Source organism: Cryptosporangium sp. NPDC048952, assembly GCF_043197895.1.
Lineage (GTDB): Bacteria > Actinomycetota > Actinomycetes > Mycobacteriales > Cryptosporangiaceae > Cryptosporangium.
In genome coordinates, this window is record NZ_JBICTY010000011.1 from 98,238 (window position 1) to 118,333 (window position 20,096).

Annotated in this window: 18 protein-coding genes and 4 pseudogenes; 10 read left to right on the forward strand and 12 right to left on the reverse strand. The window is 68.2% G+C overall.

The annotated features are described in order from the left end of the window. Positions 1 to 79: 79 nt before the first annotated feature. The 5 genes and pseudogenes from ACGFY5_RS43100 to ACGFY5_RS43120 all read right to left on the reverse strand — a co-directional run bounded on the left by ACGFY5_RS43100 (position 80) and on the right by ACGFY5_RS43120 (position 3,330). Positions 80 to 811 carry a GntR family transcriptional regulator gene (locus tag ACGFY5_RS43100; RefSeq protein ID WP_392730642.1) on the reverse strand — a complete coding sequence of 244 codons (732 nt, stop codon included), beginning with the start codon at positions 809 to 811 and terminating at the stop codon, positions 80 to 82. Positions 812 to 861: 50 nt separating this feature from the next. Further along, positions 862 to 1,095 carry a hypothetical protein gene (locus ACGFY5_RS43105; protein WP_392730643.1) on the reverse strand — a complete coding sequence of 78 codons (234 nt, stop codon included), beginning with the start codon at positions 1,093 to 1,095 and terminating at the stop codon, positions 862 to 864. A 407-nt stretch (positions 1,096 to 1,502) separates the two neighbouring features. Next, the gene (locus ACGFY5_RS43110; RefSeq protein WP_392730709.1) at positions 1,503 to 2,192 is read right to left on the reverse strand and encodes a methyl-accepting chemotaxis protein; all 690 of its coding nucleotides are present in this window, start codon (positions 2,190 to 2,192) and stop codon (positions 1,503 to 1,505) included. 385 nt (positions 2,193 to 2,577) lie between these two features. Continuing rightward, positions 2,578 to 3,099: pseudogene (locus tag ACGFY5_RS43115) on the reverse strand (methyl-accepting chemotaxis protein); the annotation flags it as partial. A gap of 15 nt (positions 3,100 to 3,114) precedes the next feature. Continuing rightward, positions 3,115 to 3,330, reverse strand: coding sequence for a hypothetical protein (locus ACGFY5_RS43120; protein ID WP_392730646.1), 216 nt, complete (start codon positions 3,328 to 3,330; stop codon positions 3,115 to 3,117). A 357-nt stretch (positions 3,331 to 3,687) separates the two neighbouring features. On the opposite strand from ACGFY5_RS43120, the gene ACGFY5_RS43125 reads away from it, so the two are divergent. From ACGFY5_RS43125 to ACGFY5_RS43150, 6 genes and pseudogenes are all read left to right on the forward strand, one after another. Further along, complete coding sequence (locus ACGFY5_RS43125; protein WP_392730648.1) at positions 3,688 to 5,241, forward strand: diguanylate cyclase domain-containing protein; 1,554 nt, start codon at positions 3,688 to 3,690, stop codon at positions 5,239 to 5,241. A gap of 421 nt (positions 5,242 to 5,662) precedes the next feature. After that, positions 5,663 to 6,427, forward strand: coding sequence for a hypothetical protein (locus tag ACGFY5_RS43130; RefSeq protein WP_392730649.1), 765 nt, complete (start codon positions 5,663 to 5,665; stop codon positions 6,425 to 6,427). 158 nt (positions 6,428 to 6,585) lie between these two features. Further along, positions 6,586 to 6,753 (forward strand): annotated as a pseudogene (locus ACGFY5_RS43135) (serine hydrolase); the annotation flags it as partial. 85 nt (positions 6,754 to 6,838) lie between these two features. Further along, positions 6,839 to 7,462 carry a serine hydrolase gene (locus tag ACGFY5_RS43140; RefSeq protein ID WP_392730650.1) on the forward strand — a complete coding sequence of 208 codons (624 nt, stop codon included), beginning with the start codon at positions 6,839 to 6,841 and terminating at the stop codon, positions 7,460 to 7,462. Next, entirely contained in the window at positions 7,413 to 7,637 is a 225-nt protein-coding gene (locus ACGFY5_RS43145; RefSeq protein WP_392730653.1) for a diguanylate cyclase domain-containing protein, read from the forward strand. The genes ACGFY5_RS43140 and ACGFY5_RS43145 overlap by 50 nt, the downstream gene beginning before the upstream one ends. Continuing rightward, a pseudogene (locus ACGFY5_RS43150) lies at positions 7,589 to 7,882 on the forward strand (diguanylate cyclase domain-containing protein); the annotation flags it as partial. The gene ACGFY5_RS43145 and the pseudogene ACGFY5_RS43150, both read left to right, overlap by 49 nt. 157 nt (positions 7,883 to 8,039) lie before the next feature. On the opposite strand, the gene ACGFY5_RS43155 reads toward ACGFY5_RS43150, so the two are convergent. The 3 genes from ACGFY5_RS43155 to ACGFY5_RS43165 all read right to left on the reverse strand — a co-directional run bounded on the left by ACGFY5_RS43155 (position 8,040) and on the right by ACGFY5_RS43165 (position 9,998). Continuing rightward, positions 8,040 to 8,435: a DUF3618 domain-containing protein gene (locus tag ACGFY5_RS43155; protein ID WP_392730655.1), complete on the reverse strand. Its 396-nt coding sequence runs from the start codon at positions 8,433 to 8,435 to the stop codon at positions 8,040 to 8,042. Then, the gene (locus ACGFY5_RS43160) at positions 8,432 to 8,854 is read right to left on the reverse strand and encodes a phage holin family protein (RefSeq protein WP_392730658.1); all 423 of its coding nucleotides are present in this window, start codon (positions 8,852 to 8,854) and stop codon (positions 8,432 to 8,434) included. Before ACGFY5_RS43160 ends, ACGFY5_RS43155 begins: the two co-directional genes overlap by 4 nt. Positions 8,855 to 9,215: 361 nt before the next feature. Next, positions 9,216 to 9,998, reverse strand: coding sequence for a DUF2382 domain-containing protein (locus ACGFY5_RS43165; RefSeq protein WP_392730660.1), 783 nt, complete (start codon positions 9,996 to 9,998; stop codon positions 9,216 to 9,218). Positions 9,999 to 10,380: 382 nt separating this feature from the next. Here ACGFY5_RS43165 and ACGFY5_RS43170 point away from each other — a divergent pair, with 382 nt between their 5' ends. Then, the gene (locus ACGFY5_RS43170; protein ID WP_392730663.1) at positions 10,381 to 10,653 is read left to right on the forward strand and encodes a hypothetical protein; all 273 of its coding nucleotides are present in this window, start codon (positions 10,381 to 10,383) and stop codon (positions 10,651 to 10,653) included. 128 nt (positions 10,654 to 10,781) lie between these two features. Next, complete coding sequence (locus ACGFY5_RS43175) at positions 10,782 to 11,135, forward strand: STAS domain-containing protein (RefSeq protein WP_392730665.1); 354 nt, start codon at positions 10,782 to 10,784, stop codon at positions 11,133 to 11,135. A gap of 98 nt (positions 11,136 to 11,233) precedes the next feature. On the opposite strand, the gene ACGFY5_RS43180 is transcribed toward ACGFY5_RS43175, so the two are convergent. Then, positions 11,234 to 11,644, reverse strand: a complete 411-nt coding sequence (locus ACGFY5_RS43180) for an ATP-binding protein (RefSeq protein ID WP_392730668.1) — start codon at positions 11,642 to 11,644, stop codon at positions 11,234 to 11,236. Positions 11,645 to 11,891: 247 nt separating this feature from the next. Between ACGFY5_RS43180 and ACGFY5_RS43185 the strand changes: the two genes are divergently transcribed. After that, the gene (locus tag ACGFY5_RS43185) at positions 11,892 to 12,170 is read left to right on the forward strand and encodes a GlsB/YeaQ/YmgE family stress response membrane protein (RefSeq protein ID WP_392730669.1); all 279 of its coding nucleotides are present in this window, start codon (positions 11,892 to 11,894) and stop codon (positions 12,168 to 12,170) included. A gap of 115 nt (positions 12,171 to 12,285) precedes the next feature. Further along, on the forward strand, positions 12,286 to 12,480 hold the full coding sequence (locus tag ACGFY5_RS43190; RefSeq protein WP_392730671.1) for a hypothetical protein: 195 nt from the start codon (positions 12,286 to 12,288) through the stop codon (positions 12,478 to 12,480). Between the two features lie 239 nt (positions 12,481 to 12,719). Here the strand turns inward: ACGFY5_RS43190 and ACGFY5_RS43195 are convergent. From ACGFY5_RS43195 to ACGFY5_RS43205, 3 genes and pseudogenes are all read right to left on the reverse strand, one after another. Beyond that, positions 12,720 to 14,542, reverse strand: a pseudogene (locus tag ACGFY5_RS43195) (putative bifunctional diguanylate cyclase/phosphodiesterase). 1,094 nt (positions 14,543 to 15,636) lie between these two features. Continuing rightward, positions 15,637 to 18,171: a PAS domain-containing protein gene (locus ACGFY5_RS43200; RefSeq protein WP_392730674.1), complete on the reverse strand. Its 2,535-nt coding sequence runs from the start codon at positions 18,169 to 18,171 to the stop codon at positions 15,637 to 15,639. A gap of 225 nt (positions 18,172 to 18,396) precedes the next feature. After that, positions 18,397 to 20,043 (reverse strand): ATP-binding protein, encoded by a 1,647-nt coding sequence (locus tag ACGFY5_RS43205; protein WP_392730677.1) that lies wholly within the window; start codon positions 20,041 to 20,043, stop codon positions 18,397 to 18,399. Positions 20,044 to 20,096 lie beyond the last annotated feature (53 nt).

Here is a 20,096-nt window from a genome sequence, read left to right on the forward strand (position 1 = left end):
TGGCCGAGTGGCTCGCGTCACGCTAAGAGATATCTTATAAGTTGTCAACGATTCGCTATGTGGCACGTTGTCGCGGTGGTTAGGCGGTCTCGCTCCGGGCGGCCCAGGTTGGCCCGTGGCTCGCTTCGATGCTGCTCATCCGGTCGAGCATTGTCGTCAAGTTGGACTCGAGGTGCTCACGCAGCTTCGCGCCGACACGCTTGCCGTCGCGCGAGCGGGCGGCGACGACGAGTTCGTCGTGCACGTGCTCGCGGTGGTCGACGAAGGCGTCGGGCTGGTTGACGAAGTCGAAGACCAGGCGGGTGTAGCGCTCCGAGGCGTCCCAGAGCGGCCGGAGAAGGCGCACGTCCCATTCGTTTGCCGCCGGCTCGATGAGCGCGTCGTGGAACTTCCGGTGCGCGCTCCAGAAATCCTCGGCGGGTGCCGTCGCGAAGGCCGTCTGCACCAGCTGGTCGAGCCGGTCGATGGCCCGGTCGCTGCGCAGCGGTGCGGCTCGCGCGGCGAGCTCAGGTTCGATGTTCAGCCGCAAGCGGTAGATCGCGCGGAGGTCGTCGGCGTCCAGCGGAGCGACGATCGCGCTCCGCGACGGGCTCAGGATGACCAGCCCCTGCGCTTCGAGCTGCCGGAGCGCTTCCCGCACCGGCACATGGCTTACGCCGAGCCGTTCGGTGAGGGCGGGCACCGTGAACGGTTGGCCGGGCGGCAGTTCCCCGTTCAGGATTGACCGGCGGATCTCGTGGAGGACCAAATCGACCGCGGACGCCTTGCGATCGGCGACCGACCGCACCCCGCGGGAGTCCTGGGGCGTCACGGGACACCTCCGGGTGTGCTCGACTCGTCGCAGCCAGAAGATAACTTATCTCATCGCGGAGACGGCCCGGAGGGCTCACCCGAACCCCAGCCCGGTGGCGGGTCGGGCAGTTCCAGCCAGTCGAACTGGGTCTCCTCGCCCGGCGGGTGGGCGATGATCGCGATGTCGCGGCCCTTCGCCGCCGAACATGGTCCGCAGTGCGGCCGCAGACGCCGGTCTCGCAGCCCCCGGGTGAAGGACGAATAGCCGCCGCGATAGCCCGAACCGGCGATCTCGTCGAACAACGACGACGCCCAGAGATCCGGATCATCGGCCAGCGCAGCCGGCAGTACTCGACGAACGCCTCGAACGGATCCGGCGTCGACCGGACCCGCTGACCAGGCACTCGCTGCTGATTCAGATACACCCTGATCGTTTTGCGGTCTCGCCCAGATGTCGGGCGATCGCCGAGATCGACCAGCCCTGCTGGCGCAACGCATGCGCCTCCACGGCTTCTCCCACGAGAGCACTCCGGTCCCCCAGCCTCGCGACGACCAACAGTCACGAACCAGGAGAGACGATCTGACCGACGGTCGGATAACCGCCGGAGAGTCGCTCAGGTGGGGAAATCAGTGAGCAGCGCTGGGGAGCCTCAACGAGCGCCAACAGAGGCGACCGGGGTGCTCCTGCTCGGACACCCCGGTCGCGGTGACTAACTGCCCTCTTCTGCTCGACGCACACCCCGCAACGGCAGAGGCTCTGCTAATACCGCCGGGGAACCCCGCTCCCGCCCAAGCAAAATCGTCCTGCTCACCTGAACGAGGTGGCCCGCAGCCGGTACGACGATGTGTCGGTGGCTCGACGCCCGGCCGAGAGTTCTGATGCGAGCGGCGGAGTCTGCCGCATTGGTCAGATGCGGAGGCGAGCCACAAGAGTCTGCAGGTCGCCGGACATGCGGGCGAGGTCGTCGGCTGAGCGCTGGGTGTCGGCGACGTTGCTGGTGGTGGTATGTGCGGCGGGCGACACTGGCGATGTTGTCGGTGATGCTGGTCGACCCGACAGACGCTTCTGCGATGGAGCGGCTCATCTCCTGGGTGGTGGCGGTCTGTTCCTCCACGGCCGAGGCAATCGTCATTTGGTAGTCGTTGATCTGGGCGATGATGCCGGAGATCTGCTCGATCGCGGCGACGGCGGAGTCCGTATCGGCCTGGATCGCCTCGACGCGTCGGGAGAAGTCTTCGGTGGCTTTGGCGGTCTCCTGCGCGAGGTCTTTGACCTCGTTGGCGACGACCGCGAAGCCCTTACCGGCCTCGCCGGCGCGGGCGGCCTCGATGGTCGCATTCAAGGCGAGGAGGTTGGTCTGTTCGGCGATCGAGGTGATGACCTTGACGACGTTGCCGATCTCTACCGACGACTCGCCGAGCTTGGCGACGGTCGCATTGGTCGCGGCCGCGGCAGTGACGGCCTACGACGCGACGCCGGCGGCGTCGTTGGCGGACTGAGAGATCTCCCGGATCGCCGATCCCATTTCCTCCGTGCCGGCCGCGACGGTTTGGACGCTGCGGCTGACGTCCTCGGATGCGGAGGTGAGTACGGCGGTCTGGGCTGAGGCGTCGTGTGCCGTGCCGGAGATGGCGTTCGCCGACGCGGAGAGCTGCTGGGAGGAGTCGGCGAGGGTGCGGGCGGAGTCGGACAGCGCGGCGACGGTGTGCCGGATGGAGTCGATGGCGGTTGACCGCGCGGGCCATGACGCTGACCTCGTCGCCGCCGTTGTCGTGGGCGCGTCGGGTGAGGTCGCTGTCGGCGACGGCATTGAGCACGGCGCCGACGCCGGCGATGCGGCGGGTGATCGACCGGCCGACCCAGGTCACCAGTGCGATGGCCAGGACGAGGCCGATGATGACTACGACCAAAATAAGTGACTTCGCGCTGGTCGCCTGGCTGTCGGCCTCGTCGCCGGCGTGAGCGGCCTGCGACTGCTCGAGGGCGCCGAGTCTGTCGATGGCGGTGTTCATCGCTGCTTCGGCGGTGGTGAACTGCTTGAGCAGCGTGGGCGGGTCGCGGGCGATGTTCAGCCCGACAGGGGCGGCGTCGCCGAAGAACACGTTGTTGAGCAGCGCCTTGTAGGTGGTCCAACCGGTATCGAACGACGCGACTTCGCTCTTCCACGTACCGGAGAAGTTACGGTGGGACCTGTAGTCGGCCAGGGAGTTGTCGACGTCGGTCTGCGCCTTCTTGATCGCGGTCTCGTAGGTGGCCTTCTGTGCGGCGAAGGTCGGATTGATCCACAATGATTCGCCGCGATACATGTCGGCCAAGCCGCCCTAGATCTCGTTCAGGCTGCTCAACCGGGCGATGTTCGCTTCCTTCAGATTCTGGACCTTGTCGTCCAGGCTCCCCAGGCGAGACCGCGCGACGCCGGCGGTGACCAGTGCGACCAGCGCGACGGACACTGTCGCGGTGAACTTCGTGCCGACGCTGAGCCGGCCCCGCCGCCCCGAGTTTTTCCGGGTCTCCATGTCCTGTGCGGGTGCGGTCATCCGAGCCTGGTCTCGTTATTGCCATGCCTCTCCGGAGAGCACGGCACAGTCGTGCTCACTCGATCGGCAACGGCGCCCAACACCTGAGCCAAACAACCGCCGAAAGGCTTGAACACTGCTCGTGAGGTGTCCACACGCTGGCGAGAGCGCATCGACGCCGGAGTCTTTGCTCACGACCGCCGGCAGTAGCCGTCGCCAGACGTCGGTCCTGCACTCTTGGCGACGCGATGCAGGCACCGGTTTGATCAGTGTTCCGTGGATCGTGCCGATTCTGTCCATGTGAGGGCGCGACGACAGATGCAACAGCGCGGTGGACGGCTCAGCCGGAACAGGGTCGGCATAGCGTTGGTTCTCGCGGTGCTCGCGACCGGGGGGCTGCTCACGGCCGTGGCGTTCCAAGCCGTCGAGCGCAGTGAAGACCACTACGCCGGGCGGCTCATGGACAGGCATGCTGCTGACGCGGCGGACGCGGTCAGCGATCGGGTCGGCGCCTACAGCGACACCTTGTACGACCTCGCCGCCGCCGTCGGCGCCCAGCCCCGGCTCAACAAGAGCGACTTCGACCGCATCACCAAGGGCCTGGATGCCACGAGGCTGCCCGGCGCCGCCGGCATCACCTTCGTCGTACCTGCGACCACGGCCGAAGTTGCTGGGGTGCAACAGCAGTGGCGCGCGCGAGGAGCCACCGATCTGACGCTGCGGCCGGTTACATCGCAGACGCGACATGCGTTCGTGGTGTTCGAACGCGCTTTCGACGGGCGCACGGGCATCCCCGGTCTGGATTTGACGCAGAAACTCGAAGTCGATGAAGCTCTGGTTCGCGCCTGGAAGGGATCCACGCTCGCCGTAAGCCCCGCCTACCAGCTCATCCGTGACGAGACAGTCAACGCGAATGAACGCCAAGCATCGTTCGTCTTCGCCGTTCCTGTGTACTCCTCGCAAGGCCTGGCGCTCCCCGACCGGTTCGAGGGTTGGATCGTGCTGCCGGTGCGCGGCCAGGACTTCCTTGCTCAAATCCTGTCCGACCGCACCCAAGGCGCAGTCCAGGTCACTCTTACCGAAGGTAAGGAAGATGGCGCCGTCCTGACCTCGCTAAGAACCGGACAGCGACTGAATGACCAGTCCCTGGTCCGACAACGGACTCTGTTCGTGGGACAACGACGATGGCAACTGGTCTTGTGGCCCACCGATCAGCTCCGGGATGTCACCGACCGCGGCACGAGTCGCCTGACGCTGATCGCGGGCGCGGCACTGACCCTCGTCCTCGCGCTCATGACCGGTCTGCTGGCGGGCAGCCGCAGCCGTGCCTTGCAGAGGGTGGAGGAAGCCACGGCGGCGCTGCGCCAAGACATCGCCCGCCGTGAGCAAGTCGAGGCGCAGCTCCGCGATCGCGAGCGGCAGCTGCAGCACCAGGCGTTCCACGACTCGCTCACCGGCTTGGCCAATCGCGCTCTCTTCTACGATCGCCTCAACCATGCTCTGGCGGCCAGTATCCGCTCCGGACTTTCCGTCGGGCTGCTGTTCATCGACCTCGACGGATTCAAAGAGGTCAACGACAAACACGGACACGCCGCCGGGGACACGGTCCTGCGCGAGACTGCCGACCGATTGCGTGACGGTCTGCGCCCGGCAGATACCGTCGCGCGATTCGGCGGCGACGAGTTCGCGGTGATCCTCACCGACCTCGGCGAGGCGGGCGACGCCTGTACGGCCGCCGAGCGGATCATCCATGTGATTCAGCAGCCGATTGGGACCACAAAACCCCCGATGCAGGTCTTCGCCAGTGTCGGCGTCGCCGTCAGCCGATCCGGCGCCAACGTCGACGATTTTGTCCGCGCGGCGGACACCGCAATGTACGCGGCGAAAAACGCTGGGAAGAACCAGTTCGTTTCGCTGCTCTCGGCCGGGTAAAACCCCCGTCGTCTCGGGGAAGACCGCGAAGGCACGGCCTAGTCCGCACTACGACGCCTGCCGAACTGGCCGCCGGGCGTCCGGTGTCGTTCGGGGCCGTCACCGTAGACGCGGATGGCGTTTTCGGTGGGGCCGGTGTCGGGGGGTGGAAGCACCGTGCCCGGATCACCCGGGAGGGGCATGAGATCTGTGTCTTCCGCGATCACGCGCGGCCGCCGATTGCCTCCCGGTCCATCGGTGAGGCGCACAACAGCCAGCTTCTGCTCGCCGTGGCCTCCCGACGAACTCAAGCCGCCTAAGAGGGCCGCGGGCCTGGACGCGTGGCACGCGATGGTGCATCTGGCCGAGCGGCATGGACGCGGTTGCTGGAACGTCATCGAGCCTCGACTCGAACTGGTGGGACGGAACGAGCGAGGCTGTCATGATTCTCAAGGCTCACCACCGCGGTTCGACCGAGGAGCGGCTGATGACCGATCGGCGCGACGCAACGATTCTGTTGGTCCACCGAGGCCGCCCGATTCCACTGGGCTGTGTGAAAGTTATGTTGGGGGTGCTGTTGTTCGCAGCCGCGATCGCGGGGGTGTTTTTCATCCGCGCATCGGGCGGCGGAGTGCTGTTCTATCTGCTCTGGGTGTTGCCCGGTGTATTTCTGGTCGACTGGGGATCGCCGATGCTGGCCGACGGCGTCACCGATCTGGTGACGCGTCGCAGTTGGCGGACGATCGAAAGCGGCCGGGCGCTGGAAATAGGCCCAGACGGTGTCCGGTATTTCGGTGCGTTCCCGCTGCGGCTGGGCGCTGCGGTGGGTCGACCCGATGTGGTGGCTGGGTGGGCCGAGGTGTCGGCCGCAGGGTTCCGTCCAGGTGAGGCGGAGTCGTGGTGGTGGTGCCTGGATCTGGCACCGGAGGCATGGCCGACCGAGCAACGGGCGGAGCATCTGACTGTGCGCGACCGTCTCATTGCGGGATCTGCGCCGGATGAGTCGACCGCACGGCGGCGGATCACGGAAAACGTGCTTCGAGTCGGAACGCCGATCGCTGTGAATCCGCTGATCTGTCCGGGTGTGAGCGTGCGCCGGATCGATCGCACGATCCGGGCGTGCAGCGGCGGCAGGTTGCGTTGTCGGCCGGTGGAGCGGCCGTGGTGGTGGCCTCCTCGCCTGCCCTGGCGTGCGACGGCAGGTTAGGTGACCCGGTGGTCAGCGGAAAAGATCCAGGTCATGGCCAGGCTGAGCGAAAGGCAGCTGACGACGAACAGCGCCGGGTCGGTCGGGTGACGTCCGGGAGTCGCCCCACTCGGGCCTCCGCGCGGCAGCCGCCTGACCTCGCCGTTTAGCATGCTCGGATGTTGGAAGATCGCTTTGTCCGCGCCGGTGCCCACGGCTTCCTCCACGTCCGGGAGACCGGCGGATCCGAGGCCATCGATCTGCGGGCCGACGAGCCGGTGGTCCTGGCCTCGGTCGTCAAAATCATAATCGCGGTGGCCTTCGCCCGCGCGGTCGTGGCCGGTGCCCTGGACCCGGCCGAGCAAGTCACCGTGCCGGCCAGGGTCCGGATCGGCGGCGCGGGAACGGCCGGCTGCACCCTACCCGGTCACCATGGCCCTGGGCGACCTGGCGCTGTTCATGCTGACCGTGAGCGACAACGCCGCCACCGACGTCCTCTACCACCGCGTCGGCCAGCCCGCGATCGACGCGGTCGTCACCAATCTGGGCCTGCGTGCGACGAAGGTCTGCACCGATATCGGAACGATCGTCGCCGCCGTTGTCACTGAGCTTCGCCTCGACGACCCCGCGGAGCTGGACGCCAAGATCGCGGACGCCGGCCCGGCTGCCGTCTGGGGCCCTGTCCTGCATAGACCCCGCCCTGACCAACGTGGCAACGCCCCGCGAGATCGGCATTCTGGTGGAAGCGATCTGGACCGACCGAGCCGGACCCGCGGCGGCCTGCGCGATGGTCCGGGGCGGATGTCGCAAACGATGACCGCTCATGGTTTGTCCGCGGCCTTCCCCGACAGGGTGTCGATCGCTTCCAAGACCGGCACGCTTCCTGTCGTCCGCAACGAAGCGGGCGTCCTCACCTACCCCGACGGCCGCCGTTATGTGGGGGCCGCCTTCACCCGGGCCGTCACGCTCACCAACCGCCAGCCGGCAATCGACGACGCCATCGGCCATGCCGCCCGTGCCGCAGTCGACAAGCTCCGTCCAACCCAGTCGGACTGACGCGCACCTGACTCCCGGTCTGCTCTACCTCGATCTAGACGGATTCGAGCCGGTCAATGATGCGCTGGGTCACGGCGCCGGCGATGCGGTGCCAGTCGCGATCGCTAACCGGTCGCGAGAAGTGTTCGGGGCGGCGATGTGGTGGCGCGGCTCGGCGGTGACCAGTTCGCAGTAGTGCAGCCGGGCAGCACGGATGCGGCGGCGCAGTCGGTCGCCGACCGGATTCTCGCCGCACTGACCAAACCCGTGCCGATGCTCGGCCGGGACGTCACGATCGGGGCGAGCGTCGGGGTCATCAGTGCGAACAACGTAGTTGACTCGGAGCAGCAGCTGCGCCGCGCGGACAGCGCGACATACGCCGCGAAGGCCGCTGGGCGAGGCCGAGCGGTACATAGCTCGCAGGGACGTAAACAGCCGTGACTTAAGTGTGCACAAAAAACAATATCGTCGCCGCGGCGACGCCACCGATTCGGCGACGGCCGATGCTGCACCGCGGCCAGGCGCGTGTGCTGTCTTCCGAGCAAGTCAGGCGGGTATGGTCCGCCCGCCTGACCACGGATCCACCCGACGTCTGTCCTCAGCGCCGCCGGTACCAGGGGGCACGGGCTGCCTGCCGCCGCCGACGGACACCGACGAGGACCAGAACCAGCAGGGTGACCGCACCGGCGCCGGACAGGGCACGAGTGCGCGGGCTGCTGTCGGTGGCGGCCTGCCGCGCGGTGGCGGTGTAGCCGCGCGCTTTCTCGACGGCGGGTCCGGCCTTGGCTCGCGCGGTGACGGCGGCCGGGGCGGATGTCTGCCGGGCGCGGGCCCGGGTGTCGGCGAGCCGGGCCTGCGCCCGGCCGCGAAGGTCTGTCTTGGCGGCCAGCGCGTCGACGGTGTCACCTAGCTCGGCGCGGTTTTCGGCGATTTCGGCGCGCAGCGCGTCCGGGTCGGTCGACGGGTCCGACTTGGCCGGAGGGGAGGTCGTCATCGGTGTGCGTGCTCCTTGATGATCCGAGCGTCGGTCTTGACGCCTTCGACGGCTTCGGCCGGCACCGGCGGTGTGGCCTGCGAAAGGTTCTTCTTCCCGAGGAGGGCGACGACGCCCGCGACGACGAAGAGGATGGCTGCGACGATCAGCGCGGTGGCCCAGACCGGTAGCACCAGGGCGAGTGCCGCGATAGCGGCAGTCAGCAGAGCGCCGACGCCATAGAGCGCCGCGACGCTCGCGCCGCCGAACAGCCCGGCGCCCACTCCGGCCTTCTTGCCTTTCTCGGTGAGCTCGGCGCGGGCCAGCGCGAGCTCGTCGCGAACCAGGGTGGAGACCTGTCCGGTGATCCGGGTGACGAGTTCGCCGGTGGACAGCTCGCCGGGTGGAGTAGAGGCTGACGCTGGGGTGGGACTGGCCATGAGGTACCTCCTAAAACCGGGGACGGGACGCAACGCCGCGCCGAGGTAAGCGATCAACCGGATTCGGTAACGAAGCCGACTTACCGCTGTCCGGGAGCCGCAGTTGTTGGCCAGGGGATCGCAGCCGGGCGCGCTGAGCGCAAGGCAGTAACGCTGCGCGCGTCGCGGTGTCGCCTGCCCTCCGCTGCCATCGCCATGGCAGTTCCTTCCTGCGGTGGTTCACTCGCAGGTACCCGGGTGCTCAGATTCTCAATCGATTACGAGTGGCGGCCAGCGCTACACGCCGAGGTTGACACACCCGCGCCGGGCTCCCCGAATTCGGGAAGCCCGGCGCGCGCACACCGGAGCGATGGGGGAGCGGTCAGCGGCTCTCGTCGACGCCGTCGGTGTCGATGCGCTCCTTACGGACTTCGCCGCCGACGGTGCGCTGCTCGGTGACGGTCTCGGTGCCCAGCCGAACCCGCTCGACCGGAACGGCTTCCTTCTCCACGACCGGCTTTTCGGCGTGCAGGGTGACCTCGTGCTCGGCTTCGGAGATGGCAGGGCCATCGAAGGCCTGGCCGCGGTTGGCCTCGGTGATCGGCTCGCGTTCGATCCGGACCTCTTCGTGGCTGACCGGAACGGTCGTCTGCACGTTCTCGGTGACGACGTACTTGCGCAGCCGCGCCCGGCCGGCCTCATGGGTCTCGGTGCCGACGTTGAGCCGCTCTTCCGACCGGGTCATCGCGTTGTCGTCACCGGAGTGACGGCCGCGTTCGGTCTCGTGCCGGGCGTCGGCGCCCTCCTGCCGGCCGGCGTACGTGTCGCGGGTGCCGGTGGCCTGCGACGGGATGCGGTAGTGCTGGTAGAGCTCGGCGACCTGCTCCGGGGTCAGCGCGCCGTCGTGGCCGTCCGGGTCGATGCTCGGGGCGTCTTTGACTTGCTGCTTGTCGACGGCCACGACGACGCGGTCACCGTCGACCTGGGCGCTCTCGAGCGGTACGAAAGTTTCCTTCAGCCCGAACAGGCCGGTGTGGACGGTGGCGAACTGCGGCTGGTCGGTCCGGTCGTCGAGGTAGACCTGCTTGATCGAACCGATCTTGTCGCCCGACGGGTCGTAGGCGGTCGCGTCGATCAGTGCGGTAATCTGCTCCTGGCTCAGCACAGTTCTGGTTCCTCTCGAGCTTTCGGCTATCGGCTGCGGACAGCCGGTTGAACACGGCCCGGTGATAGCACCGCCCGAAAGTCGCTAAACAGCACGGATCGTCGCGCATTATTCTAATCAGGACATTTACATTCGCGCGTGGCAAAGTTCGGTCGTCGCCTCCTCTGCGCCGTCACCTGCGGCGACGTGGTGGCGATTGCTGGTCGAGTCGGTGGCGCGGAGGTGCGGAGTACCGCTAAAGGAATTGTTCGAATACCACTATGGACCGTTCTGGCCGCCGGTGTTCGCTCGAGGCATTCGTGTGCGACTCCGGGTCTGAGGGCATAGTCGCCCGCTGCCGGGCTATCCGATGGCATCATCGACTGACCAATGGAGGAGCATCGTGGCTTCCAACAGCGGCGCGCGGGTCACCGACAACAGCATCAAGGTCCGGCAGGTCAGCCACTACCAGTTCAGCTTCGTCGCCGGCAGCAACACCGAACCCGGCCTGTGGACACTGCAGCTGGTCTGCGACGAGGGCGCCTGGGAGGAGGTCATCTCGGTGACCGCCGAAGACGCCGACAATCTCCAGGATGTCCTCAAACGCCAAGACACCGTGTACTACGACGTCGAGCGCCGGGTCTTGATGTTCGGGGTGGCCAAGCCCGGCAGCTGAGCTTGCCTGATGTACTCGACTGGGGTTCGGCGCCTGGAAAGGGCGCCGAACCCCAGCGTGGGCGTGCCCATGCGGGCCGGACGCCAGCCGCGCGTTTCGACCGATCCTCCAGCAGCGAATCTGCCGTCGTGAGCGACGACACGCTGGAGTACACCGTCCGCCGGCACGTCGACGGGCAGACGGTCACCGCCACAGTGATCGGCGAGTGGGGCGCCCTCTCCGACGGAAGCCTTCCCGCCCAGCTGCACGCGCTGCTCGAAGAGGGCTTCCGCAACATCATCATCGACGCGACCCGGCTGGCGTTCTGCGACTCCAGCTGCCTCGGCGCGCTGGTCGGTCTTCACCAGGCGACCGCCGCGCGCGGTGGCTCCCTGCAGGTAGCGGCAACCCCGTACGCCGTTCGCCGCCCGATGGCCTTGACCGGTCTCGATCAGGTTATCCAGATCACCGACTCCGCCGACGAGTCGGCCCGGTCACGGTAATCAGTCCACCGAGGCCCCAGCGATACAGCTGTACCGCTGCTCGGCCTTCCGGATTGGCCCAGAACTGCACAGCATTGCATCTCGCGCGCGCCAATGTTTCACACCGGTATCGCGGCCCATACTGTTTTCCCGGGCTCCTCTGTCTGGCAGCCCCAGTTCTCGGACATCGCAGCGATCAGCTGCACTCCCCGGCGCCGGGAAGCACCGGTGTCGTGTGCTCGCGGACTGATCGGCGCTGCGCTGTAATCGCGGATACACACCTTTACTGCCGGTCCGCAGAGCTGGGCGGCCAGCCGGAACGGCGTCCGGGCGTGGTCGACGACATTGGACACCATTTCCTGGACCACTAGCACCGTGTCCTCCGCGGAGGTCCCCGGGATTTTCCAGTCGCCGAGCAGGCGCCGGACCCGCTGGCGAATGGTGCGGGCCACCGCTGGGTCAGGACGAAACGTCTCCTCCCATAGCGAGAGCGGCACCCGATCGGAGCCTTGCTCGTGCGACCCGGTCATGGTTGGTCCTTCCCGTCGCCGGAGCGGTAGCCACAGTCGGTATGACTCCGCGGCGACGAGGCGAAACCCTCGACCACTCCCGGATGCAAAGGGTCACCGAATCTGCGGTGAACACGGTCGCCGGAGACGCCCGTAACTGCCGAATGGGGGCGGTCAAAGTAGTCGACGTGTTTGCCTAAACGGTGCCCGGGCATTATGCCGACCGATACGCCGCGTGCCGCGCGGCAGCGAAGAGAGGCTGTTTCCAGTGACTGTTGCCGGCATCATTTCCGCACTCGTCGTCGGCTTGATCATCGGCGCCCTGGGGCGCCTGGTCGTTCCGGGCAAGCAGAATCTCCCGATCTGGCTGACCATTGTCATCGGCATCGTCGCTGCTCTGCTCGGTACCGCGATCGCCCGCGGTGTCGGCGTGGCCGACACCAAGGGTTTCGACTGGATCGAGCTGATCTTCCAGATCGTGCTGGCTGCCGTCGGGGTCGCGCTGGTCGCCGGGTTCTGGGGCCGCCGCGGTCACCGCGCGGTCTGATCGCTGTCGTCGTCGAGGGCCGGTCGCGCTGTGCGGCCGGCCCTCACTCATGAGCACTGCGCCGCGCCCGCGGCTGTGGTGAGACTGCAACCGTGGCACGGCACAATCAACCGATGTGTTGAGCTCCGGCCGCTGGCGAATCGATCAGATCGACCTTTCCCGAGGCGGGACGGCCAGTGCGGCGCGATCGGCCTTCCGGGTCAGCCACGCGGGCCGGACCGTGGTCGACTGCTACTCCTTGGCCGAGTTGGCGATGGTGATCGATCAGACGCCGGAGGTGCCGGCGTTGACGGATTGGCTCTCGTCCTAGATCTGCCGGTGCTCGGGCAGCGGCACCACCTGGTGGTTCTGGCGGTTCCTAGCGTTACCGACCGGGGACTGCAGACGCGTCAGCAGACGATGCGTGCGGACAGCATCCTGGTGGCATCTCAGATGCTCTTCGGTCTGACGGATCCGGGAACGCTGGCTGTCCGAATTCAGGGCGGGCGCTCGATTCGAGCCGGGTGGCTTTGTCGACGAGAACCGATCACACGGACATAGCCAGCCGGGCTACGTCATCGAGACCTTGAGGTGCGGCGCGACGGGTGGGTGAGGGCCGGCGGGTTGGGGTTTGCCGAACATCCAGCCTTGGAGCCGGTCGGCGCCGGCGGCGATGAGTGCGTTGGCTTGGGCCTGTTCCTCGACGCCTTCGGCGACCACTTCGAGTGCGAGGGTGTGGGCCAGGTCGATGCAGGCTCGGACGATCGCGGCGGAGGCGGGTCGTTCAGAAGTCCGAAGGTCAGTGATCTATCTAGCTTCAGTTCGGTGGCCGGGAGTCGTGCGAGGTAGGAGAGGGCCGAGTATCCGGTGCCGAAGTCGTCGATCGCGACCCCGAGTCCGGCCGCGCGGAGCTGGGTGAGGACGGCGTGACCGGTGTGCAGATCGTGGATTGCGACCAGTTCGGTGATCTCGACCGTCAGCGTGTCCGTTTTGGGGTTTCGCGCGGAGAGGCCGACCAGGATTTCGTCGGCGAGTGCAGGATCCAGCAGGTCGGAAGCGGAAAGGTTGACCGAGACGCCGGTCGGTGAGCCACCGGCTTCCCACTCTGCAACTTGGTCGAGGGCCATGTGGAGCACACGGCGAGTCAGCAAGGGCATCAGTCCGGTGCGCTCGGCGAGGCCGATGAATGCGTCCGGTGGGACGAGCCCGTGCCGCGGGTGCCTCCAGCGCACGAGGGCCTCGAGGCGGGGCGGGGCGAGTGTGTCGACTGCGACCAGGGGTTGGTAGTGCAGTTCCAATTCCTCGTGGTCGGGCTGGTTGAGCAGGACGCGGAGGTCGGCGGCGAGCACGAGGGCGTCGCGTTGCCGGTCGGGGCCCAGAGTGTCGTAGCGTCGGTAGCCGCAGCGGTCGGCTTTCGCGCGGAACATCGCGGTGTCCGCGCAGCGCAGCAACTCCAGCGTGCGCTGCGCGGGCGTGTCTGCGGAGGCATCGGTTCCCCCGGCGACGCCGATGCTGACGTCGAGGGGAACGGCGATGCCGCCGACCGGCAGTGGCTGGCGAACCGCCTCGAGCAGCCGAGTAGCGAACAGGTCCAGCTCAGCAGGTGAGGACACGGACGTCAGGACCGCGAATTCGTCGCCACCGAGCCGGGCCACCAAGTCACTGGGGCCGGTGACGGCGCTCAGCCGGGGCGCCAACCCGGTCAGTACCTGGTCTCCGGCCTGGTGGCCCAGGCCGTTGTTGACGTCGGCGAACCGGTCCAGGTCCAGCAGCAGGAGGCCTCGGATCGAGTCACGGGCAGACCGGGCCAGGGTCTGCTCGGCGCCGCGGAGGAATCCGCGGCGGTTGTAGAGACCGGTCAGCTCGTCGGTGACCGCGAGTCGCTGGTGCTGATGGGCGTCGAAGAGCACGCGGACGCTGAACGCGATCCGTGCGGTAGCTGCCAGCAGCGCCAGCCCGGCGACGATCGCCGCGACCGGGGTAGCGGAGCTCAACCGCACTCCGACGAGGATCAGTCCTGCCGAGGCGATGCAGATCAGCGGGGCGACCAGGGCCCGACGTTCCAGCGGCCGGCTGGTTGGGCGGTGCGGCGACTGCCATGACGCGGCGGCGACCAGCAGCCCGACGAGGGCCCGCAGCGGGTCGATGCGCTCGGAGCCGGGTAGCGCGGCGGCGACCATGCGGCAGAGCAGTGCGTTGTCGACGGCGACGATTGCTATGGCGGCGGCCAGCAGTGACCATGCTCGGTTCACCCGCCAGCCGGTCAGCGCGCCGGTGGCGGCCAGCAGCCCGATGATGATCATCGTGCCGGCCGGATAGGCCAGGGTCCCTAGCGCGTCAGACATGCTCCGGGAATGCCAGGTCAGTACGTCACCGCCGAGGACAAGCGCCATCGCGGCTGCCGCCAGGCTGCCCGCGGCGATGGCATCGAGCAGGGTGGTGCGGCCAATTCCGCCGATCAGGGGACGCGACACCAGCCAGATCGCGCAGCCCAGCAGGGGCAAGGTGGGAAGCCACAGCAGATCGGCCGAGGAGAACGCGGGAATTGGCTGTCCCGGTTCCAGCTCCCGGTCGTAGAGGACGTAACCGGCGCAGCACAACCATGCCGCGGCCGCAGCCAGGCCCCAGGCCAGCCGGAATTCGCGGAAGAGCAGCACGCGGGCGGTGATCACAGCGGCGCAGATGCCCAGAACGCACTCGACTAGCGCCCACGGCGACCAGAACACAAACGGGGAAGCGGCCCCATTCCCCGTGCTGGCGAAACTCAGGTGCACGGCCACAGCGATGGCCAGCAGCCACCGCCGGGTCTGAGCACCGACAAAACCCGACGCTCGGGGGCACGTACGCCGATCGCAGGGCGTCCCGTCATTGCGCCCCCTCCGCTGGACGCCGGGCACCACTCGGAGCCCTCCAGCAGCACAGACGTCCCTCACTGCGCGGAGTTAAGGGAAACAAAGCGCCGGTCGGAGGGCCATCGCCGCCACCACAGCGCTCCGCGCTGATCCGCCTCGCCCGGGGCCCGCCTCGCCCTCGGCTCACACATCGACCGACTCGCCGGGCTGTCAGCGACGCACCTCCTCGCCGGAGCGCTAGACCTGCATCCGGACCACGTCGTCGCGCACCCGTAGACCCCAGTCGTTGAGTAACCCGTCGTGGATCGCCGACGCACGCGCGGGTGCCTGCTGCCGCAGGTCGTCACGGCGACCGCACTGCTGCTCGCCGCCGTCGTTCCGGCCGCGACCGTGCGGCCAGGAGCCACGAGACCTGTGGAATCGGCGCAGGCGGTGACGACCACGGGCTCGCGGGGATCGGTGTGCTGCTGTCGGTGGCGTTGTTCAGGCGTCGGGGACAACTGAAGGGCTAGCTAGTGAACCGCTGGGGGCTCGGGTGCCCCGACTGCTACCGCTGGCCTGGTATGAGCTTCCTGCCACTACGCACCATTAGTCGACGATCCGCGTAGGTGGCTCCGCTGTCAGGGGCTGCCGTCTCACGCGGGGGAGTTGGGCGTGGGCTGGGGGAGCCGGACGGTGACGGTGGTGGACTCGGCGTCGTCGGTGAGGGTGAGGGTGCCGCCGTGGCGTTCGGCGATGACCCGGCACAGCAGCAGGCTCATGCCGGGGGTGGCCGTGTCGCCGGTGCCGCTGGTGTTGGCTTCGGAGAACCGGCGGAAGGCTTTTCCGGAGTCGATGTGTGCGGGTGCGGTGATCGTCAGCTGGACCGCTCCGTCGGCCTGCTCGAGGGCAGCCTGCAGGTCGCCGCCAGAGGCCGAGGCGGTGATCGCAGTGGCCAGCAGCGTGTCGGCCAGCTGCCGGAGCCGGTCGGGATCACCGGTCACCGTGACGTCGGGGCGGATCCGAGGGTGGAGGTCGACGCAGGAGGCCGCGGCGGCGGTTGCTGCGGCGTCGCAGGCGCGCGCCAGCACGGTGCTCAGATCGAGGGTGCGGGTGTCGAGGGCGTGGTGCCCGGATTCCAGGGCGGCGAGGTCGAGGAGGCCTTCGAGGAGTTCGCGCAGTGTGGTGGCGTTGCGGTCGATGCCCTCGAGGAGTTGGCGGTCGGTGTCGGGGCGCGGGGCGGGGTCGTCGAGTAGGTACTCGGTGTAGGTGGCGATGGTGGTCAGCGGTGTGCGCATGTCGTGGCCGATCAGGGCGGTGAAGTCCGCCCGGGCACCGGCTAGCTCCCGGGCCAGGTCCTCGGCGCGTCGGCGGGCCAGGAACTGCCCGATCTGGGCGGCGACCGCGGTGAGCAGACCGGTGGGCAGGAAGTCGTCGGTTTCCGTGGTCCCGGCGAAGCCTGACAGCATCCCGAGGACCTCGTCGCCGTCGCGGATCGGTGCGCAGAACATTGCCCGCAGCCCCCGGTCGAGGTAGGCCCGGGCGAGCGCTGTGTGCTGCGGGTTGGTCGCTTGAGCCGCTGCGAGGTCGGGCACCCATGCGGGTTGCCCGGTGGCCCATACCGTCGCCAGCAGGCCTGAATTGGATCGGGGAAAGCGGTCGGGAATCAGGCCGTGCAGGTCGTAGCCCTCGGCGGCCCATTGCCCGAGGATCCGCAGCGAATCGGTTGTCGAGTCGATCAGGCCAAGGGTGAGGCAGGGCCAGCCGAGGGTTCGGGCGGTGGTTCGCAGCAGGGCGGGTGCGAGTTCGGTCAGGGTGCCGGGCTGGTTGAGGATGTTCGCGATGGTCAGTTCGCAATTGCGGATTTGTTCGGCGCGGCGGCGTTCGGTGATGTCTTGCACGGTGGTGACCGCGCCGATCGGCCGGCCGTAGCGGCCGAGGACGGGTTGGGCGCTGGCCAGCATGTACCGGTCGGGGCGGCCGGGCTCGCGGATGAGCACTTCTTCGTCGCGGATGGTCCGGCCGCCTAGAGCGTGCGTCACGGCCAGGTCGTGGCGATCGATGGGGGTGCCGTCGGGATGGTGCAGGCGGGGCAGAGCGATGGTGCGCGCCTGGGCCAGGGGCATGTCGGCCGGCAGACCGTGCAGTTCGCGCAGCGCCCGGTTGAACACCACGGGTCGGCCTTCGGCGTCGACGGCGATCACGCCTTCGCCGAGGCTGTCGAGGAGTGCTTCGGCGAAGCCGCGCTGGTCCTCGGCGTCTACTTCGGCCTGCGCGGCGGCGGCTTGCGCGGTTTCTGCGGCGGCGACTTGCGCGGTGACGTCGGTGAGGAAGACGCAGACGGTCCTCCCGCCAGCGCCGCGCATCAGGGTGAGCCGCGCTTGGGCGTGGATGCGGCGCCCGTCGCGGGCTCGCAAGGTCACTGGGCCGGAGACCGGCCCGTGTATCTGCCCGGTCAACAGACCGGTTGCCAGGTGTTGGACGGGGCGGCCTGTGTATTCGGCGGCCAAGAGCTCGGCCACGGGCTGGCCGCAGGCCTCCGTCGCGGTGAATCCGAAGAGTTCTCGCGCGGCGGTGTTCCACCCGGTGACCACGCCCTCGGCGTCGAGGGTGAGGAACGCCTCGGCGATCGCGTCGAGGACTTCAGTGGTGTCAAGGGCGTTCAGCAGCAGAGTTCCTGTCCGCGGGGCGGCGGCCGGTACCTGGCTGATCAGGACGGTCATCTCCAGCAGGGTCGACCAATGGGTGTCCGACCATGTGCGGGGTCGGGTGTCCATGACGCTGAGAGATCCGACCGGCCGGTCGTCCGCGTCGCGCAGCGGCACGCCCAGGAACGCACGGACGCCGTACTCAGTGACGAGTGGGTGCTCGCGGATCCGCTGATCCTCGTCGGCGTGGACGTCGTCGCTGGAGACGGGCGCGTCGGCGCTGACGATGTACTTGCACACCGAATACGCCGCCGAGGCCTGCCCGCCGGCGACCAGCGACTCCGGAGCGCCGAATGATCCGGCGAAGTACTCCGACGCGTCACCGACCAGGGTGATCAACGCCATCGGTGCGTCCAGGAGGCGCGCGGCAAGCCGGGCGGTGCCTTCCAGTGGGATAGGCATGGCCGACAACATCCGCCGGAACCGGTCCACCGCCGCTAGCCGCGCCGGGTCAGCCAATACCCCGGCGTCTTCGACCACCATGACGCGCACCTGCTCTCTGAGCCCCGCCGGCAATCCCCGGTCCGAGGTCGCGGCCCTGGGTGCCGAACTCACCGTCCCGGCAGAACTGGCGACCGTTCCTGGTGACAGCCGGAACGAACATTTTGGAGCTTATGCCCGAAAAGTAAGGCTTAAACCCGAGCAGAGTGGTGGGAGCGGATGTGCGGGCGGATGGTCTCGCACGCTCGCGCCGCAGCGCGGACGTCGTTAGGCCAACGGTCCGTCCTGGCCGGGCTTGGTCGGCAGGTGGATGGTGAAGGTCGTGCCCGGTCCGGGGTGGTCGGTCAGTTCGATGCTGCCTTGATGGCGGTCGATGATGGCCCGGGTGATGACCAGGCCCAGGCCGGTGCCGGGGATGCGGCGGTCGACAGCGGTGGAGGCGCGGTAGAAGCGGCGGAAGAGCCTGGGCCGGTCGGCGGCCGGAATGCCGATGCCGGTGTCCGCGACGCTCCAGGTGATGCCGTCGGGGGTGTCGCCGGCTGCGGCGCTGAGGGTGATGGTGCCGCCGGCAGGGGTGTACTTGATCGCGTTCGAGAGCAGGTTGTCCGCGACCTGGCGCAGCCGGTCGGCGTCGGCGTGCAGCTCGAGTCGCTCGGGCAGTTCGATCCCCAGGGTGAGGTTCTTGGCTTCGATCTGGGCGGTGTGAGCGTGTGCTGATTCCCGCATGATGAGGCAGAGGTCGGTGTCGGCGGGGTGGACGGCCAGGTGGCCAGATTCCAGCCGGGCCAGGTCGAGCAGGTCGTTGGCGATAACCACCATGCGGTGAGCGCTGCGAGTGATCGTGCGCAAGTGCTCGTACTGCTCGGCGACGGTCAACTCGGCGAGGTCATCCTCGAGGAGTTCGGCGGTGGAGACGATCACCGTCAGCGGATTGCGTAGTTCGTGGGTGACCAGTGCGAGGAACTCGTCTTTGGTGTGCGCGAGTTCCACGGCAAGTTCTTCGGCGCGGCGGCGCTCGAGGTACTGGCCGACTTGGGCGGCCAGGCCGGTGAGCAGCGTGATGAGGGTGTCTTCGGGGTCTTCGATCCAGTCGCCGTAGACGCAGAGCGCCCCGAGGGTCTGTCCGCCGGTGCGAATCGGTACGCCGACCGCGACGTGCAGCCCGGCCGCGTCGGCGGCGCGGCTGCGGGCCGAGCGCAAGTCTGCGGCGAGGTCGGGGATCCAGTCCGGTCGGGCCTGTTGGTAGACCCGGCCGGCCAGACCGACGCCCGGCTCGATCTCGCTGAGGGCGAATCCGCCGAGTTTCCAGCCGGGAGCCACGTGCCGGCCCGCGCACGCCAGCATCTGTCGTTCGTCGTCGGTCAGCCAAAGTTCGGCGACCGGCCAGCGCATCTGCGTTCCGAGCGCATCGACGACCCGGCGCGCGGCTTCGGTGCTGGAGGACGCCTCGACCATGCCGCGGGCGACGGCGGCCTCCACCGCGGCGAATCGCCGGGTCCGCACCACGGTGGTGGCGTCGTGGGCGAACATGTGGAACCGCTGGCCGTCCGAGACGTCGGGGGAGCCGGTGGCGGTGATCGCGATCTCGACCGGAAACTCACGCCCATCCTGGTGCCGCACGGTCCGTTCCTGCCGCTGCCCGAGGAGCCCATCGGGATCCCCGGCGGCCAGATCGGCGAGCGCGGCGACGTGCCGGTCGCGGTCCTGCGGCGGAATGATCAGGTCAGCGAGGCGCTGCCCGCAGGCCTCCGTGCGGGAATACCCGAACGTCTTCTCGGCCGCCGGATTCCACGCCACCACCCGGCCGTCGCTCTTGAAGCCGATGTAGGCGTCGAGCGCGGCGGCCAGCACCGCCTCGGGATCATCCAGCGACTGGGAGTCGCAACTCACCCGGTCGCCACGGTGTTCGGGCACAAGCCCTCCCAGGGGTCGCCTCTGCCCTGCGCAGTAGCGCAGGTACTTACGAT

Bases quoted from the DNA above. Each gene is read 5' to 3' on its own strand.
- ACGFY5_RS43200 (WP_392730674.1), bottom strand. From the start codon at position 18,171: ATGGTGGTCGAAGACGCCGGGGTATTGGCTGACCCGGCGCGGCTAGCG.
- ACGFY5_RS43145 (WP_392730653.1), top strand. From the start codon at position 7,413: ATGCCGCCCGTGCCGCAGTCGACAAGCTCCGTCCAACCCAGTCGGACT.
- ACGFY5_RS43155 (WP_392730655.1), bottom strand. From the start codon at position 8,435: ATGACGACCTCCCCTCCGGCCAAGTCGGACCCGTCGACCGACCCGGAC.
- ACGFY5_RS43120 (WP_392730646.1), bottom strand. From the start codon at position 3,330: ATGACCGCACCCGCACAGGACATGGAGACCCGGAAAAACTCGGGGCGG.
- ACGFY5_RS43130 (WP_392730649.1), top strand. From the start codon at position 5,663: ATGATTCTCAAGGCTCACCACCGCGGTTCGACCGAGGAGCGGCTGATG.
- ACGFY5_RS43180 (WP_392730668.1), bottom strand. From the start codon at position 11,644: ATGACCGGGTCGCACGAGCAAGGCTCCGATCGGGTGCCGCTCTCGCTA.
- ACGFY5_RS43140 (WP_392730650.1), top strand. From the start codon at position 6,839: ATGGCCCTGGGCGACCTGGCGCTGTTCATGCTGACCGTGAGCGACAAC.
- ACGFY5_RS43160 (WP_392730658.1), bottom strand. From the start codon at position 8,854: ATGGCCAGTCCCACCCCAGCGTCAGCCTCTACTCCACCCGGCGAGCTG.